Below are 15,092 nucleotides of genomic sequence, written 5' to 3' on the forward strand. Positions count from 1 at the left end.
GGATACAATGGGAAGCGATTTTTAAACATTCTTTAGTCTAACCCGGAGCCCCCATGATGCAACGCCGCTGGCTGTGGCTTTTTGCGCTCGTCGCGCCGCCGGTTTTTTCCGCGACCTTGACGGTCTGTTACCATTACGGCTGTTCGCGCCAGGCGGCGCTCGAGGTCGACGCCGCACAGATTCGCAAGCTCGGCCAACGTTTCGCGCGCGTCGACTCGGCGCCTGCCGAGCGCGCCGCGGTCGCCGACACGGTGCGCGCGCTCTACCGGCTCGCCGCGCGCGTCGCGCCGATCGCGTCGGACCAGGGCGGCAACCCGCCGGCCGACGACAGTGCCGGGCGCATGGACTGCATCGACCACAGCCGCAACGTAGAAGGCTTTCTCGCGCTGATGCAGCAAAGGCGCTGGCTGCGCTTTCACCGCGCCGCCGGCCGCGTGCACCGCGCGCCGTGGCTGGTCAACGACCACTACGCGGCGCGGCTAGACGAGACCGGAGACGGACAAAGCTGGGTGGTCGATACCTGGTTCAAGGATTTCGGGGCGCCGCCTGAGGTGGTGCCCCTGGCTATTTGGAAGGAAGGATACTCCCCGTGACGGGTAAGAAGCGCATCGTCGTCGGCATGTCCGGCGGCGTGGATTCGTCGGTGACCGCGTGGCTCTTGAAACAGCAGGGCCACGAGGTGATCGGCGTGTTCATGCAGAACTGGGAAGACGACAACGACGACGAATACTGCTCGATCAAACAGGACGCGCTCGACGCGATGAGCGTCGCCGACATCGTCGGCATCGACATGGAGATCGTCAACTTCGCGAAGGAATACAAGGACCGCGTGTTCCAGTACTTCCTCGACGAATACTCGGCCGGCCGCACGCCGAACCCCGACGTGCTGTGCAACGCCGAGATCAAGTTCAAGGCCTTCCTCGACTACGCGATGGCGCTCGGCGCCGACTGCATCGCGACCGGCCACTACGCGCGGAAATTGGAAAAGGACGGCGTCCACTACCTGATGAAGGGGCTCGACGAGACCAAGGACCAGAGCTACTTCCTGTACCGCCTGTCGCAAAGCCAGCTGTCGAAGGCGATCTTCCCGCTCGGCGACATCAGGAAGAGCGAGGTGCGCCAACTGGCCGAGCAGGCGAAGCTGCCTACCGCGGCGAAGAAGGACTCTACCGGCATCTGCTTCATCGGCGAGCGGCCGTTCCGCGAGTTCCTGCAGCGCTATCTGCCGACGAGCCCGGGCGAGATGGTGACGCCCGACGGCAAGGTGGTCGGCGAGCACGTCGGCCTGACCTTCTATACGCTCGGCCAACGCAAGGGGCTGACGATAGGCGGCAGCAAGGCCGGCACCGGCGAGCCGTGGTTCGTCGCCGGCAAGGACATCCCGTCGAACAAGCTGATCGTCGTGCAGGGCCACGACCACCCGCTATTGCTGAAGCCGACGCTGACCATGGGCCAGCTGTCGTGGACGCTCGACGGCGCACCGCAGCCCGGCGACTACGCGGCCAAGAACCGCTACCGGATGGCCGACGCGGCGTGCGCGCTGTCGGCGGTAGAAAACGGTACGGCCACCCTCACCTTCCGCGACCCGCAGTGGGCGATCACCCCCGGCCAGTCGGCGGTGCTGTACGATGGCGACGTGTGCCTCGGCGGCGGCGTCATCCTCTAAGCGCTGTCAGGTCCCTATACAAAAAAGCTCGGCCAACCCTTCTGAGGTTGGCCGAGCTTTTTTCATGGCAGCTGGATTCAAACCAGAGCCGTACGACTCACCAGCCCGGTCTTCAAGGCCCCGGCCGGCACGCCGTGGCGCGCCACCAGCCAGTCATAGAGCCGCGCGGCCGGACTGCCCTGGGCCGCGCCGGCCGGCCGCGCCAGCGCGTAGCCGCTGCCGGTGATTAGTTCCATCTCGAACGGCGCGACTACCTGGCCGGCTGCCAGCTCTTCCGACAGCAGCGTCACGTCGCCGAGCGTGACGCCGAAGCCCTGCAAGGCGGCGTTCATCGCCTGGTCGAGCGAGTCGAACACCGCGCCGCCGTCGGCGCCGGCGTCACCCTGCCCGACCTCGGCGAACCAGCGCCGCCAGTCGCGCCGATCGGCCGTCGGGTGCAACAGCGGCCAGGCCGCGAGGTCTTCCGGCGTCGCCAGCGGCAGCCTCTCGCTTTCGAACAACGACGGCGACAGCACCGGCGTCAGCCGCTCGACGAACAGCGGCGTCAGCGTCGCGTCGGTCGCCGGAATCGCGCAGAACACCACCGCAAGGTCGAACGCCTCGCGCGCGAAGTCGACCTGGTGCGCGTGCATGCTCGAGACTTCCACTGAAATTCCCGGCTCCTCGCGCGCGAACTGGCGCACCTCGCGCAACAGCCAGCGCGCCGCGCACGACGGCGCCTTCACGCGCAGCCTGCGGCTCGCGCCGCGCGCCGCCGCCACCCCCTTGTCGAGCGTAGCCAGCGCCTTCTGCACGTGCGGCAGCAGCGTCTCGCCCTGCACCGTCAGCGCAAGACTCCTCACCTGGCGCAGGAACAGCGGATAGCCGAGCTGCGCCTCGAGCTGCGCGACCTGCTTGCTGACCGCGCCCTGCGTCAGGCACAGCTCGCAGGCGGCGCGGGTGAAGCTCAGGTGACGGGCGGCCGCCTCGAACACCGACAGGGCGTACAGCGGCAAGGTGCGGCGGGACATCGCGACTCCATGACTGAAAAAAACTCATGCATACGATGACGATAATTCGTTTGTCCGGCAAGGGGGGGCGGCGTTGAATGCACGTAACGCACACGCAAGAGAGAGACAAGCGATGAATGAAGCGCTCAAGCCGAAAAGCAAACTGCCCGCCGTCGGCACCACCATCTTCACCGTGATCGGCCAGCTCGCCGCGCGCCACGACGCGATCAACCTGTCGCAGGGTGCGCCCAACTTCCCGTGCAATCCGGAGCTGATCCGCTACGCTCACGAAGCGATGCTAGATGGCCACAACCAGTACGCGCCGATGGCCGGCGTCATGGCGCTGCGCGAGGCGATCGCCGCCAAGGTCGAGACGCTGTACGGCCACGCCTACCATCCGGCCGACGAGGTCACCGTGATGGCGAGCGCAAGCGAAGGCCTGTTCAGCGCGGTGACCGCGCTCGTGCACCCGGGCGACGAGGTGATCTTCTTCGAGCCGGCGTTCGACAGCTACGCGCCGATGATAGAACTGCAGGGCGCGACGCCGGTGCCGGTGAAGCTGTCGGCACCCGACTTCTCGATTCCGTGGGACGAGGTGCAGGCGAAGATCGGCCCGCGTACGCGCATGATCGTCGTCAACAGCCCGCACAACCCGACCGGCAAGGTATTGGGCGACGCCGATATCGAAGCGCTCAAACGGCTGACCGCCGGCACCGACATCGTGATCCTGTCCGACGAGGTGTACGAACACGTCGTGTTCGACGGCGCACCGCACCACAGCATGAGCCGCCACGCGGAGCTGGCCGAGCGCTCGGTCGTCGTCGCGTCGTTCGGCAAGACCTTCCACGTGACCGGCTGGCGCGTCGGCTACTGTCTGGCGCCGCGCGCGCTGATGGATGAGATCCGCAAGGTGCACCAGTTCGCGGTGTTCGCCGCCGACACGCCGATGCAGTACGCGCTGGCCCGCCTGATGGAGACACCGGCCGACTATCTGAACCTCGCCGGTTTCTACCAGCAAAAGCGCGACCTCTTGATCGACAAGCTGAAGGATTCGCGGCTGAAACTGTTGCCGAGCGCCGGCAGCTTCTTCATGTTGGCCGAGTACGGCCACTTCAGCGGCGAGGCGGACAGCGCCTTCGTGCAGCGGCTGATCGTCGAGCACGGCGTCGCGACCATCCCGGTGTCGGCCTTCTACCGCGACGGCACCGACCAGCGCGTGATCCGGCTGTCGTTCGCCAAGGACGACGCGACGCTCGCCGCCGGCGCCGAACGGCTGTGCCAGGTATAAGGACACCACGATGACGAGCACGCTGACGGCCGCCGCGATCCAGATGGTCTCGGGCGACGATTGCTCGGCCAACCTCAACGCCGCCGCGCGCCTCGTCGCCGAAGCGGCCGCGCGAGGCGCCGGCTTCGCCGCGCTGCCCGAGTACTTCTACCTGATGCCGGAGGACGAAACGGCGCGGCTAAGGTTGGCCGAGCCCTTCGGCGTCGGCCCGATCCAGACAAGCTTGGCCGGGCTCGCGCACGAATACGGCCTCTGGCTGTTAGCCGGCAGCGTACCGCTGCAAAGCAAGGATTCCGGAAAGTTCTACAACAGCAGCCTGTTGTTCGACCCTACAGGCCGCTGCGCGGCGCGCTACGACAAGATCCACCTGTTCGGCTTCGACAACGGCATTGAACACTACCGGGAGGCCGACACGATGAGCGCCGGCGATACCGTCACAAGCGCCGATACGCCGTGGGGCGTCACGCGGCTATCGATCTGCTATGACCTGCGCTTTCCCGAGCTCTACCGCCAGGACCCGGCGCCGACGCTGATCACCGCGCCGGCCGCGTTCACCTACACGACCGGCAAGGCGCACTGGGAACTGCTGCTGCGCGCGCGCGCGGTAGAAAACCTCGCCTTCGTCGTCGCGCCGGGCCAGGGCGGCGTCCACCCGGGCGGCAAGCGCACCTTCGGCCACAGCCTGATCGTCGATCCGTGGGGCGAAGTGCTCGCCTCTTGCGAAGACGGCGAAGGCATCGCGCTGGCCACGCTAGATTTTTCGCGCCAGGCCGACTGGCGCGCCCGGCTGCCGGCGCTGCAACACCGCCGGCTCGGCCGAACCCCATAACAAGACCAGCCAGTCCACCAGGAGAAACCAGCATGAACAAAACGCTACGTCTCGCCCTCGCCGTCCTCGCGCTGCCCTGTGCCGCACAGGCCGCCGAGCCGATCAAGATCGCCACCGACGCGACCTACCCGCCGTTCGAATACATCGACGCCGCCGGCAAGCTCGCCGGCTTCGAGGTCGACCTCGCCAACGCGCTGTGCAAGGAAATGAACACGCCGTGCGAGGTCGTCAACCAGCCGTGGGACGGCCTGATTCCCGGCCTCTCGGTGAAGAAGTTCGACGCGATCATGGCGTCGATGAACATCACCGAAGAGCGCAAGAAGGCGGTCGACTTCAGCAAGGTCTACTACTTCATGCAGAACCGCTTCGTCGCCAGGAAAGCGGGCGCCGGCAAGGTCGACGCCGCGGCGATGAGGGGCAAGGCGATCGCGGTGCAGACCGGCACGCCGCAGGAACGCTTCGTCACACGCGAATTCGGCAAGAGCGCGACGATCAAGCGCTATGTGAACGCGCAGGACCCGATGCTCGAGCTGGCGTCCGGCCGCGTCGACTACACGTTCGGCAACACGGTGCAGCTGCAGAAGGGCTTCCTCGAAACGCAGAAGGGCCAAGGCTTCGAATTCGTCGGCCCGGTGTTCGACGGCCGCCGCGACAAGGTGCTCGGCGAGGGCGTTGCGGTCGCGCTGAGGAAGAACGACGCCGAGCTGAAGGCGCGCTTCGACAAGGCGATCGACGCCGTCAAGCGGAAGGGCATCTTCCAGCAACTGCTGCAGAAGCACGGGCTGAAGGGGCTGCTCGAGGGCTGATTGCCGTCCCGGCGCCTTCACGACGAAGCTCGGCAACCCTGAAGGTTGGCCGAGCTTTTTCATATGGTGGCGCCGGGCGCAAAAAAACCCGCCGGCGGCGGGTTTTTCATCGGCTTATGCTGCGTCAATGCGTGGGGCGGCCATTGAGCCTGAGCTTGGCCGCGAGCCAGGTGTGGTCGTAGCTGACGATCTCGAACGGGTTGCCGAACGGGTCGACGAAGGAAAGCGAGCAGAAGAAGCCGTGGTCGCGCACCGAGTCGCGCGCAATGGTTTCGCCCTTGTTGTCGCGCACGCGCTGACCGGCGAGCGAGTCGATCCACGCGAGGAAGTCCTGGCCACCGACCGAGAATGCCACCGTGCCCGGCACGTTGCCGGTGCCCGCCTCCTCGCCCAGCGCAAGACGCACGCTGCCGCTCGGGTTGGCCAGCATGGTAACGCCGTGGTCTTCCTGGATCGGGTGGTAGCGGGTATCGATCCCCATGCCGAGTACGCGCCCGTACCAGTCCAGCGCCACCTTGAGGTCGGCCACCCTGATGTGAATATGGTCGATCTTGCCGAGCGTGAGCATTACATCCTCATAAAATGTTCCGTCACCGGGTCTGCTGGTGGCGAAGGTTCCAAGCGCTATTGTGACAGGAAACCCCCGTCGGACACAGCACTCTTGCGTAATCTGCCCGCGTCAGCGCAGAAACGGTTTCAGGTAATGACCGGTATGGCTGGCCGGATGCGCGGCGATCGCCTCGGGCGTCCCCGCCACCAGTATCTGGCCGCCGCCGGCGCCGCCTTCCGGCCCCAGGTCGATCAGCCAGTCGGCGTTTTTGATGACGTCCAGATTGTGCTCGATCACGACGACGGTATTGCCGTGTTCGCGCAGCCGGTGCAGCACCTTGAGCAACAGGTCGATGTCGTGGAAGTGCAGGCCGGTGGTCGGCTCGTCGAGGATGTAGAGCGTGCGACCGGTGTCGCGCTTGGACAGCTCGAGCGCCAGCTTCACGCGCTGCGCCTCGCCGCCCGACAGCGTGGTCGCGCTCTGGCCGAGACGGATGTAGCCGAGGCCGACGTCCATCAGCGTCGACAGCTTGCGCGCGAGGGTCGGCACCGCGCTGAAGAACTCGAGCGCCTGCTCGACGGTCATCTCGAGCACCTCGTGAATGCTCTTGCCCTTGTACTGCACCTCGAGCGTCTCGCGGTTGTAGCGCTTGCCGTGGCACACGTCGCACGGCACGTAGACGTCGGGCAGGAAGTGCATCTCGACCTTGATCACGCCGTCGCCCTGACACGCCTCGCAGCGCCCGCCCTTCACGTTGAAGCTGAAGCGACCGGGGCCGTAGCCGCGCTCGCGCGACAGCGGCACGCCGGAGAACAGCTCGCGGATCGGCGTAAACAACCCTGTGTAGGTCGCCGGGTTCGATCTGGGCGTCCTGCCGATCGGGCTCTGGTCGACGTTGATCACCTTGTCGAGCTGCTCCAGCCCTTCGATCTCGTCATACGGCGCCGGCTCCCCGCTCGCGCCGTTCAGGTCGCGCGCGGCGATCTTGTACAGCGTGTCGTTGATCAGCGTCGACTTGCCCGAGCCGGACACGCCGGTGATGCCCACCAGCATGCCGATCGGCAATTCGAGCGTGACATTTTTAAGGTTGTTGCCGGTCGCGCCCCTGAGCGTGAGCACGCGCTCCGGGTCGACGTCGCGGCGCCCGCCCGGCATCGCGATCGTGCGACGGCCGGACAGGAAGTCGCCGGTCACCGAGTTGCTCGCCGCCTCGATATCGGCCGGCGTCCCCGCCACCAGCACCTCGCCGCCGTGCTCGCCGGCGCCCGGCCCCATGTCGACCACGTAGTCGGCGGCGCGGATCGCGTCCTCGTCGTGCTCGACGACGATCACGCTGTTGCCCAGATCCCTCAGCCGCATCAGCGTGCCGAGCAGCCGGTCGTTGTCGCGCTGGTGCAGGCCGATACTCGGCTCGTCGAGCACGTACATCACGCCGGTAAGCCCCGAGCCGATCTGGCTCGCCAGCCGGATGCGCTGCGCCTCGCCGCCGGACAGCGTGTCGGCCGAGCGCGACAGATTCAAATAGTCGAGGCCGACGTTGTTCAGGAAGGACAGCCGCTCGCGGATCTCCTTGACGATCTTCTCGGCGACCGCCTGCTTCTGGCCGGTGAACTCGAGCGTATCGAAGAAGGCGTAGGCGTTCTTCAGCGGCAGCTGGTTCAGTTCGTGCAGCGTCTTGTCGGCGACCAGCACGTGGCGCGCCTCGCGACGCAGGCGCGAACCGTCGCAGCTCGGACAGCACTGGTTGTTCTGGTACTTGGCCAGTTCCTCGCGCACCGCCGACGAGTCGGTCTCGCGGTAGCGGCGCTCGAGGTTGGGGATGATGCCCTCGAAGGCGTGGCTGCGCGTAAAGCGCGTGCCCTTCTCCGACAGATAGGAGAAGTCGATCGCGTCGCGACCCGAGCCGTGCAGCACCACGTACTGCACCTTTTCCGGCAGATCCTCGAACGGCAGTTCGAGCGCGAAGCCGTAATGCTCGGCCAAGCCTTGCAACATCTGGTAGTAGAACTGGTTGCGCTTGTCCCAGCCCTTGATCGCGCCGGACGCCAGGCTCAGCTCCGGGTGCGCGACGACGCGCTTCGGGTCGAAGAAGGTGATCTCGCCGAGGCCGTCGCACTTCGGACAGGCACCCATCGGGTTGTTGAAACTGAACAGCCGCGGCTCGAGCTCGGGCAGGCTGTACGAGCAGACCGGGCACGCGAACTTGGCCGAGAACCAGTGTTCCTGGCCGGAGTCCATCTCGACCGCGATCGCGCGGCCCTCGGCGTGACGCAAGGCGGTCTCGAAACTCTCGGCCAACCTCTGCTTCATGTCCTCGCGCACCTTGAGGCGGTCGATGACCACCTCGACGGTGTGCTTCTTGTTCTTGTCGAGTTTGGGCACGTCGTCGAGCTCGACTACCTCGCCGTCGATGCGCACGCGCACGAAGCCCTGCGCGCGCAGTTCTTCGAACAGGTCGAGGTTCTCGCCCTTGCGGCCCATGATCACCGGCGCGAGGATCATCACGCGGCTCTCCTCGGGCAACGCCAGCACGTGGTCGACCATCTGGCTCACCGTCTGCGACGACAGCGGCACGTTGTGGTCCGGGCAATGCGGGTCGCCGATGCGCGCGAACAGCAGCCGCAGGTAGTCGTGGATCTCGGTGACGGTACCGACGGTCGAGCGTGGGTTGTGGCTGGTCGCCTTCTGCTCGATCGAGATCGCCGGAGAGAGGCCCTCGATCAGGTCGACGTCGGGCTTTTCCATCAGTTGCAGGAACTGGCGCGCGTAGGCCGACAGGCTTTCCACGTAGCGGCGCTGACCTTCCGCGTAGAGCGTATCGAACGCCAGCGACGATTTGCCCGAGCCGGACAGGCCGGTGATCACCACGAGGCGGTGTCTGGGCAGGTCGAGATTGACGTTCTTCAGGTTGTGGGTCCGGGCGCCCCGGATGCGGATCAAGTCCATGCCAACTCGCGGTTAATCGGGAGAACCTGTTACTATACCCGAGTTGCGACGCCCCCCTCCAGCCAGTAACGGGCCGTTACCGGCCGGACGCCCGACACGGCCCGTTTGCACGCAAAAATAACGCGTCCCGACCGTCCCGCCCACCGCTCGCGGGCCGGCCCGATCGCACGATTTCCCCATCCTAGACTTACGATTCCATGACACCGCTTGAACTGCGCGCCAGCCTCGGCCTTGCCGGGGTGTACGCCCTGCGGATGCTCGGCATGTTCCTGATCCTGCCGGTGTTCGCGCTCTACGCCCAGACCCTGCCGGGCACCCACAGCCATACCGCCATCGGTTTCGCGCTCGGCGCCTACGGGCTGACGCAGGCCTTCCTGCAACTCCCGCTGGGCATGCTGTCCGACCACGTCGGCCGCAAGAAGGTCATCTACGGCGGCCTGCTGGTGTTCGCCGCCGGCAGTTTCATCGCCGCCTGGGCACCGACCATAGAATGGCTGACCTTCGGCCGCGTGATCCAGGGCGCCGGCGCGATCTCGGCCGCGGTCACCGCGCTGTTGGCCGATCTCACGAGCGAGGAGAACCGCACCAAGGCGATGGCGATGATAGGCATGAGCATCGGCACCACCTTCGCCGCGAGCCTGGTGCTCGGCCCGCTCTTGGCGCGCTATATCGGCGTCGACGGCATCTTCGTGTTGACCGGCGTGCTGACGATCGCCGCGCTGGTCGGCGTGAAATACCTGATCCCCGACCCGGCCGTGTCGCGCTTTCATTCCGACGCCGAAACCAACACCCAGCGCCTGCCGGCCGTGCTGAAACACCCGCAACTGCTGCGGCTGAACTTCGGCATCTTCGCGCTGCACGCGGCGCAGATGTCGATGTTCGTCGTGCTGCCGTTCGCCTTGATCGCGCACGGCCTCGACAAGGCGCACCACTGGGAGGTTTACCTGCCGGTGGTGATCGTCGGCTTCTTCCTGATGGTGCCGGCGATCATCTACGGCGAGAAAAAGGGCAAGCTGAAGACGGTGTTCGTCGGGGCGGTCGCGCTGATGACCGCCGCGCAACTCGGCATGGCGCTGGCGCTCGATTCGTTCTGGCTGATCGTGCTGTGGCTGACGCTCTACTTCATCGCCTTCAATATCCTGGAGGCGAGCCTGCCGTCGCTGATCTCCAAGATCGCGCCGGCCGATTCCAAGGGCACCGCCATGGGCGTGTATAATACTGCCCAATCGTTCGGCCTCTTCATCGGCGCCGCAGCCGGCGGCTGGCTGTACAGCCGCTACGGCACGGGTGGCGCTTTCGGCTTCGCCGCAGCGCTGATGCTCGCCTGGCTCTTGCTCGCGATCACCATGCGCGCGCCGGAACGGGTCAAGACCCAGATGTTCCATATCGGCGAAGCCTGGCGTGGCGACGCCGGCGCGCTGTCGACGCGCCTCGCGGCGCTCGCCGGCGTCAAAGAGGCCGTGGTATTGCTTGACGAACGCGTGGCCTACCTTAAAGTATCCCAGCAGCATTGGGACGAAGCCGCCGTGCAACAACTCATTCAGGAGACCCATTGAATGTCAGTCAACAAGGTCATTCTCGTCGGCAACCTTGGCCGCGACCCGGAAGTCCGCTACATGCCGAACGGCGACGCGGTAGCCAATTTCTCCATCGCCACTAGCGAGAACTGGAAAGACAAGAACGGTCAGCGTCAGGAGCGGACCGAATGGCATAACATCACGATGTACCGCAAGTTGGCTGAGATTGCCGGCCAGTACCTGAAGAAGGGCCGGACCGTTTACATCGAAGGCCGTATCCAGTCGCGTAAATACACCGGCAAGGACGGCGCAGAACGCACCGCCTACGAAATCATCGCCGACCAGATGCAGATGGTCGGAGGGCGCGATGGCGGCGGTAGCAGCGCCGGCGCTCCGATGGACGACGACGGCTACGGCGCTCCGCAAGGCGGCAGCCGTATGCGCGACGACTCGGCACCGGCAGCCCCACCGGCCGCACCGCGTCGCATGGAGCCTAAGCCGGCGGCCAAGTTCGACGACATGGACGACGATATTCCGTTCTGACCCGGCAAAAACGTACGGATTCGTCCGGCTCAAAAGAACACGGCGAGAAGGTTTCCCTTCTCGCCGTGTTCTTTTTCTACCCTATCTGCAGACCGCTCTACACCCCCCCGGATTCGGAACGCCCCCGAGTACGATTTCCACCTCCCATCAACAACAAGCGAGGAACCTTGAAGCGCACCATCGCGCGGTAAAGCCATAAGTAGGCAAGCACAAAAACCCCAACCAGAATCTGTAGCCACAAAGTGTTTTGCCAGAGCATCACGGCGGGGAAAACGCTCAAAGAGCAGAGCACCCACAGATAAGGCGAGGTCAGCGAGTTCCTGACCATTTTGAGCTCGGCCAACTTGGTACCCACCGCAAAACGCACGACGCGCTTGTGGATGAGCATATGCAGATGCACCGCATCGGGCATGCCCGGGGACATGCCACGGATGACCTTCTTGCGGTAAACGGAGAACAGCGTCTCGAAGACCGGATAGACCACCAGCAACAAGGGAAACCATGCTGAAACCTGCGGATTGCGCATCACCAGCAGAACGGACAACTCTCCGATCATGAAGCCCTTGAAGTAAGCGCCCCCGTCACCGAGGAAGATCATGCCTCGCGGCCAGTTCCAGACCATGAAACCCAGCGACCCGCCCACCATCGCGATCGCGGTATTCCAGACCAGCGCATCGCCGACCTGGTAGCCGACGTAACCCAGCGCAGCGAGAATCAGCACACAGACCATTGCCGCCAGACCATTGTAACCATCGATGATATTGACCGCATTCGCGACGCCGCCGACCGCCACGGCCGTCAGAGCCAGCGCAACCGGCCAATAGGCGAGCAGCGGGTCGATCCACGGCAAGTCGAGGCGGCTCAGAAGCGCGCCGAACAGCAGGTAGGCAAGCACCGCCGAGAAGCAGGTCAATCCCAGCCTTAACCCTACCCCGACCTTTTTTGTCACGTCCTCCATCAGGCCGCCGATGAAGGCCGGCATCCCCGCCACCATCAGCAAAGCCATCGACTCCGCCAGTTTGATATCCCGAAACGCAAGAAGGCCCACTGCAGCCAGCATAGCTAACATGATCGGCACCCCGCCGATGCGCGGCACGGGATGGACATGATATTTCTGCGCGCCCTTGGTGACATGGTCGCCACTCAGGTGAAGATGAAGGTGATCAAAATGGATTAGAAGCAACGTAAAGCCAAAAGCAATGAAAAAAGAAAGGATCAAAACCTGCATGTTTCACACTCTAATTTTGTGGCCATCAATCCAGCTCGGGACGACCGCATGGGTTACATAGGGTCAAATACTATCAGGGTCGCCCGCCACCCCGTTATCGCTCAACACCTCCTGCGCCCACAGGACCGCATCCGCGTGATAACGGTTGATCAGCTCGATATCCAGTTCGAGCTGCCTGGCCAGAACCGGAACGCGTATCTGATCGTTCTGTTCGCAAGCTACCGCAAGCTGGAAGTAAGGCGCGAACAGGCCCTTCTGGGCCAACAGCGCCTCGGCGACCGGCGCGGGCAGTTCGAGCGGCTCTAGCGCGTCGGCCAACGAGGCGTTCAGCAAGGCCGCCAGCAGCGAGAACATCCCGGTCAGGAACAGATGTTCGGCCTCGAGGCGGTTGCCGCGATAATCGCCGAGCCTTTCCATGAAGCGCGCGCGGATCAGCGACTTTTCCAGCAAACCCTGGCTGTGCCCGTCGTCGCGGCGCGCGGTGAACAGCAGCAGCGACAGCCACTTGAACAGGCTGTCGCGTCCCAGCAGCATCAGGCTTTCCTCGATGCTCAGCACCTTGCGGCTCAGGCCGTTGACCGGCGCATTCACAAAGCGCAGCAGCTTGAACAGCAGCAGCGAGTCGAGCTTGAATTGGGCCTCGAGCTCGCGCGGATCGGCATTGCAGCGCAAGAGACGCATGATCTCGAGCACGCGCATCTGGCTGCTGTCGACCTTGCCGGTCGGCAAGTGGCGCGCATTCGTCAGATACACGCCATGAAAGATTGCGAAGCGCTGGCTCGCCGGGCCGCGCAGGCTCAGCTCCATGTCCTCGGCGCTGCCGATATTGCGCGCGAACCAGCGCGCCTTCGGGTAGCGCTTGGGCAACTGGTCGAGCAGCGGCGACAATACCTTGGACGCAGACGCGGCGAAGTCGAGCACCATGAAGTCGACCAGGCCGAACAGCCTGTCGCGCAGGCGCTCGACCAACACCACCGCATCGAAGCGCGCCGGCTCGAGCGCGAAGCGCAGGCCGGCCTCTTTCAGCTCGGCGACCCTTTCCAGGTCGGCTTCGGTCAGCGCTTCGTCGCCGGCCGGTTCAAGCACGACGACCACGCTGTGCGCCGGCAATTCGCTGACGGCGGGCAAGGCCAGCGACGCCACCGAGAGATGGACGAAGGCGCGCCGGTAAGCGAGCAGCCGGAAGACCTCCATCTTGTGCAGCGTCGACAACAGCAAGGAGTCGAGCTGCCGCCGCCTGTCGGCCGCCGCTTCGCCGATACGCCCTTCCCGCACCGCAAACAGATAAGCGACCACCCGCTGCTGCCGATCGAGCACCGCTTGGTGCGCGACAAAACCCAGCGTTGGCGGCAGGTCGGCCGGTTCCGCCTCCTTCTCGGGAAACATTACCGTCATCTGCGTGTGCGGCACGGCTTCGACCGGCTCCGCGGCGACGGAATCACGCGATTTGCGGCCGGACAGGCCGTCGATCAGGCTCTTGAGCATAGTGACCATCACTTATTCGAATGGAATTACCATCGGGCACAAGAAACCGCGCGGTTGGCCTTTTGGGTCAAGCCGCGCGGTACGTATGCCTTACTTTAACGGATGCGACCGGGAATGCGCGGCGTGCTGACCACCACGTCGCCGCACTGCGCGCGGTGGCGCAGCGCGTGATCCATCAGCGTCAGCGCGAGCATCGCCTCGGCGATCGGCGTCGCGCGGATGCCGACGCAGGGGTCGTGGCGGCCGTGCGTTTCCATCGTGATCGGGTTGCCGGCCTTGTCGATCGAGCGGCGCGGCGTGGCGATGCTCGACGTCGGCTTGATCGCGATCGACACTTCGACGTCCTGCCCGGTCGAGATGCCACCGAGGATGCCGCCGGCGTGGTTGCTGGCGAAGCCTTCCGGCGTCAGCTCGTCGCCGTGCTCGGAGCCTCTTTGGGCGACGCTGCCGAAGCCCGCGCCGATCTCTACGCCCTTGACGGCGTTGATGCTCATCATCGCGTACGCGATGTCGGCGTCTAGCCTATCGAACACCGGCTCGCCCCAGCCGACCGGCACGTTCTCGGCGACGACGCGCAGCTTGGCGCCGACCGAGTCGAGGCTCTTGCGGATGCTGTCCATATAGGCTTCGAGCTCGGGCACCACGTCGGCGTCGGCGGCGAAGAAGGGGTTGGCCGAGACGTGTTCCCAAGAGCTAAACGGAATCACCTTCTCGCCGATCTGCGTCATGTGGCCGCGGATCACGATGCCGTACTGCTCGACCAACCATTTCTTGGCGATCGCGCCGGCGGCGACGCGCACCGCGGTCTCGCGAGCGCTCGAGCGCCCGCCGCCGCGGTAGTCGCGGATGCCGTACTTGTGCCAGTAGGTGTAGTCGGCATGACCGGGGCGGAAGGTATCGGCGATATTGCCGTAGTCCTTGCTGCGCTGGTCGGTGTTGCGGATCAGCAGTGCGATCGGCGTGCCGGTGGTCTTACCCTTGAACACGCCGGACAGGATCTCGACGGTATCGGGTTCGCGGCGCTGGGTGACGTGGCGGCTGGTGCCGGGTTTGCGACGGTCGAGCTCGGCCTGGATGAACGCCTCGTCGATTTCCAGCCCGGGCGGACAACCGTCCACCACGCAGCCGATGGCCGGACCGTGGCTCTCGCCGAACGAGGTCACGGTGAACAGCAAGCCAAAAGTATTGCCTGACATCGATCTCTTGCCTTTGTCGTGATGCGCGGCCGCGCTCGAGCGCCCTGCC

General features: G+C 65.0%; 13 protein-coding genes. 7 read left to right on the top strand and 6 right to left on the bottom strand.

From position 1 onward, the window contains the following. The first annotated feature begins 53 nt into the window (after positions 1-53). Together DWG20_RS00585 and mnmA are read left to right on the top strand one after the other, a co-directional pair. Entirely contained in the window at positions 54-593 is a 540-nt protein-coding gene (locus DWG20_RS00585) for a hypothetical protein (protein WP_245944742.1), read from the top strand. After that, the gene (mnmA, locus tag DWG20_RS00590; protein WP_115431925.1) at positions 590-1,666 is read left to right on the top strand and encodes a tRNA 2-thiouridine(34) synthase MnmA; all 1,077 of its coding nucleotides are present in this window, start codon (positions 590-592) and stop codon (positions 1,664-1,666) included. The genes DWG20_RS00585 and mnmA overlap by 4 nt, the downstream gene beginning before the upstream one ends. 77 nt (positions 1,667-1,743) lie before the next feature. Here the strand turns inward: mnmA and DWG20_RS00595 are convergent, their stop codons facing one another. After that, positions 1,744-2,676 carry a LysR substrate-binding domain-containing protein gene (locus DWG20_RS00595; RefSeq protein WP_115431926.1) on the bottom strand — a complete coding sequence of 311 codons (933 nt, stop codon included), beginning with the start codon at positions 2,674-2,676 and terminating at the stop codon, positions 1,744-1,746. 112 nt (positions 2,677-2,788) lie between these two features. Here DWG20_RS00595 and DWG20_RS00600 point away from each other — a divergent pair, with 112 nt between their 5' ends. Genes DWG20_RS00600 through DWG20_RS00610 form a run of 3 tightly spaced genes read left to right on the top strand, consistent with a single transcriptional unit; the run spans position 2,789 to position 5,578 of the window. Continuing rightward, a complete protein-coding gene (locus tag DWG20_RS00600) occupies positions 2,789-3,943 on the top strand; it encodes a methionine aminotransferase (protein WP_115431927.1) in 1,155 nt (384 codons plus the stop codon). Between the two features lie 10 nt (positions 3,944-3,953). Then, a complete protein-coding gene (locus tag DWG20_RS00605; protein WP_115431928.1) occupies positions 3,954-4,772 on the top strand; it encodes a carbon-nitrogen hydrolase family protein in 819 nt (272 codons plus the stop codon). Positions 4,773-4,804: 32 nt separating this feature from the next. Continuing rightward, a complete protein-coding gene (locus DWG20_RS00610) occupies positions 4,805-5,578 on the top strand; it encodes a transporter substrate-binding domain-containing protein (RefSeq protein WP_115431929.1) in 774 nt (257 codons plus the stop codon). A gap of 124 nt (positions 5,579-5,702) precedes the next feature. On the opposite strand, the gene DWG20_RS00615 is transcribed toward DWG20_RS00610, so the two are convergent. Both DWG20_RS00615 and uvrA read right to left on the bottom strand, forming a co-directional pair. Continuing rightward, positions 5,703-6,146 carry a VOC family protein gene (locus tag DWG20_RS00615; protein WP_115431930.1) on the bottom strand — a complete coding sequence of 148 codons (444 nt, stop codon included), beginning with the start codon at positions 6,144-6,146 and terminating at the stop codon, positions 5,703-5,705. A 111-nt stretch (positions 6,147-6,257) separates the two neighbouring features. Beyond that, positions 6,258-9,074 carry an excinuclease ABC subunit UvrA gene (uvrA, locus tag DWG20_RS00620; RefSeq protein WP_115431931.1) on the bottom strand — a complete coding sequence of 939 codons (2,817 nt, stop codon included), beginning with the start codon at positions 9,072-9,074 and terminating at the stop codon, positions 6,258-6,260. A gap of 197 nt (positions 9,075-9,271) precedes the next feature. On the opposite strand from uvrA, the gene DWG20_RS00625 reads away from it, so the two are divergent. Further along, entirely contained in the window at positions 9,272-10,630 is a 1,359-nt protein-coding gene (locus DWG20_RS00625) for an MFS transporter (RefSeq protein WP_115431932.1), read from the top strand. Further along, entirely contained in the window at positions 10,631-11,134 is a 504-nt protein-coding gene (gene ssb / locus DWG20_RS00630) for a single-stranded DNA-binding protein (protein WP_115431933.1), read from the top strand. A 97-nt stretch (positions 11,135-11,231) separates the two neighbouring features. On the opposite strand, the gene DWG20_RS00635 is transcribed toward ssb, so the two are convergent. From DWG20_RS00635 to aroC, 3 genes are all read right to left on the bottom strand, one after another. Continuing rightward, positions 11,232-12,362 carry an MraY family glycosyltransferase gene (locus DWG20_RS00635; protein WP_115431934.1) on the bottom strand — a complete coding sequence of 377 codons (1,131 nt, stop codon included), beginning with the start codon at positions 12,360-12,362 and terminating at the stop codon, positions 11,232-11,234. 63 nt (positions 12,363-12,425) lie between these two features. Next, positions 12,426-13,856: an EAL and HDOD domain-containing protein gene (locus DWG20_RS00640; RefSeq protein ID WP_245944743.1), complete on the bottom strand. Its 1,431-nt coding sequence runs from the start codon at positions 13,854-13,856 to the stop codon at positions 12,426-12,428. Positions 13,857-13,942: 86 nt separating this feature from the next. After that, positions 13,943-15,043 (bottom strand): chorismate synthase, encoded by a 1,101-nt coding sequence (gene aroC, locus DWG20_RS00645; RefSeq protein ID WP_115431936.1) that lies wholly within the window; start codon positions 15,041-15,043, stop codon positions 13,943-13,945. Positions 15,044-15,092: the final 49 nt, after the last annotated feature.

Origin of the sequence: Crenobacter cavernae, from assembly GCF_003355495.1 — a bacterium.
Lineage (GTDB): Bacteria > Pseudomonadota > Gammaproteobacteria > Burkholderiales > Chromobacteriaceae > Crenobacter > Crenobacter cavernae.

Excerpts from the sequence above, each read along its gene's own strand:
- DWG20_RS00585 (WP_245944742.1), top strand. The coding sequence starts at position 54 with ATGATGCAACGCCGCTGGCTGTGGCTTTTTGCGCTCGTCGCGCCGCCG.
- DWG20_RS00595 (WP_115431926.1), bottom strand. The coding sequence starts at position 2,676 with ATGTCCCGCCGCACCTTGCCGCTGTACGCCCTGTCGGTGTTCGAGGCG.
- DWG20_RS00600 (WP_115431927.1), top strand. The coding sequence starts at position 2,789 with ATGAATGAAGCGCTCAAGCCGAAAAGCAAACTGCCCGCCGTCGGCACC.
- DWG20_RS00605 (WP_115431928.1), top strand. The coding sequence starts at position 3,954 with ATGACGAGCACGCTGACGGCCGCCGCGATCCAGATGGTCTCGGGCGAC.
- DWG20_RS00610 (WP_115431929.1), top strand. The coding sequence starts at position 4,805 with ATGAACAAAACGCTACGTCTCGCCCTCGCCGTCCTCGCGCTGCCCTGT.
- DWG20_RS00615 (WP_115431930.1), bottom strand. The coding sequence starts at position 6,146 with ATGCTCACGCTCGGCAAGATCGACCATATTCACATCAGGGTGGCCGAC.
- uvrA (WP_115431931.1), bottom strand. The coding sequence starts at position 9,074 with ATGGACTTGATCCGCATCCGGGGCGCCCGGACCCACAACCTGAAGAAC.
- DWG20_RS00625 (WP_115431932.1), top strand. The coding sequence starts at position 9,272 with ATGACACCGCTTGAACTGCGCGCCAGCCTCGGCCTTGCCGGGGTGTAC.
- ssb (WP_115431933.1), top strand. The coding sequence starts at position 10,631 with ATGTCAGTCAACAAGGTCATTCTCGTCGGCAACCTTGGCCGCGACCCG.
- DWG20_RS00635 (WP_115431934.1), bottom strand. The coding sequence starts at position 12,362 with ATGCAGGTTTTGATCCTTTCTTTTTTCATTGCTTTTGGCTTTACGTTG.
- DWG20_RS00640 (WP_245944743.1), bottom strand. The coding sequence starts at position 13,856 with ATGGTCACTATGCTCAAGAGCCTGATCGACGGCCTGTCCGGCCGCAAA.
- aroC (WP_115431936.1), bottom strand. The coding sequence starts at position 15,043 with ATGTCAGGCAATACTTTTGGCTTGCTGTTCACCGTGACCTCGTTCGGC.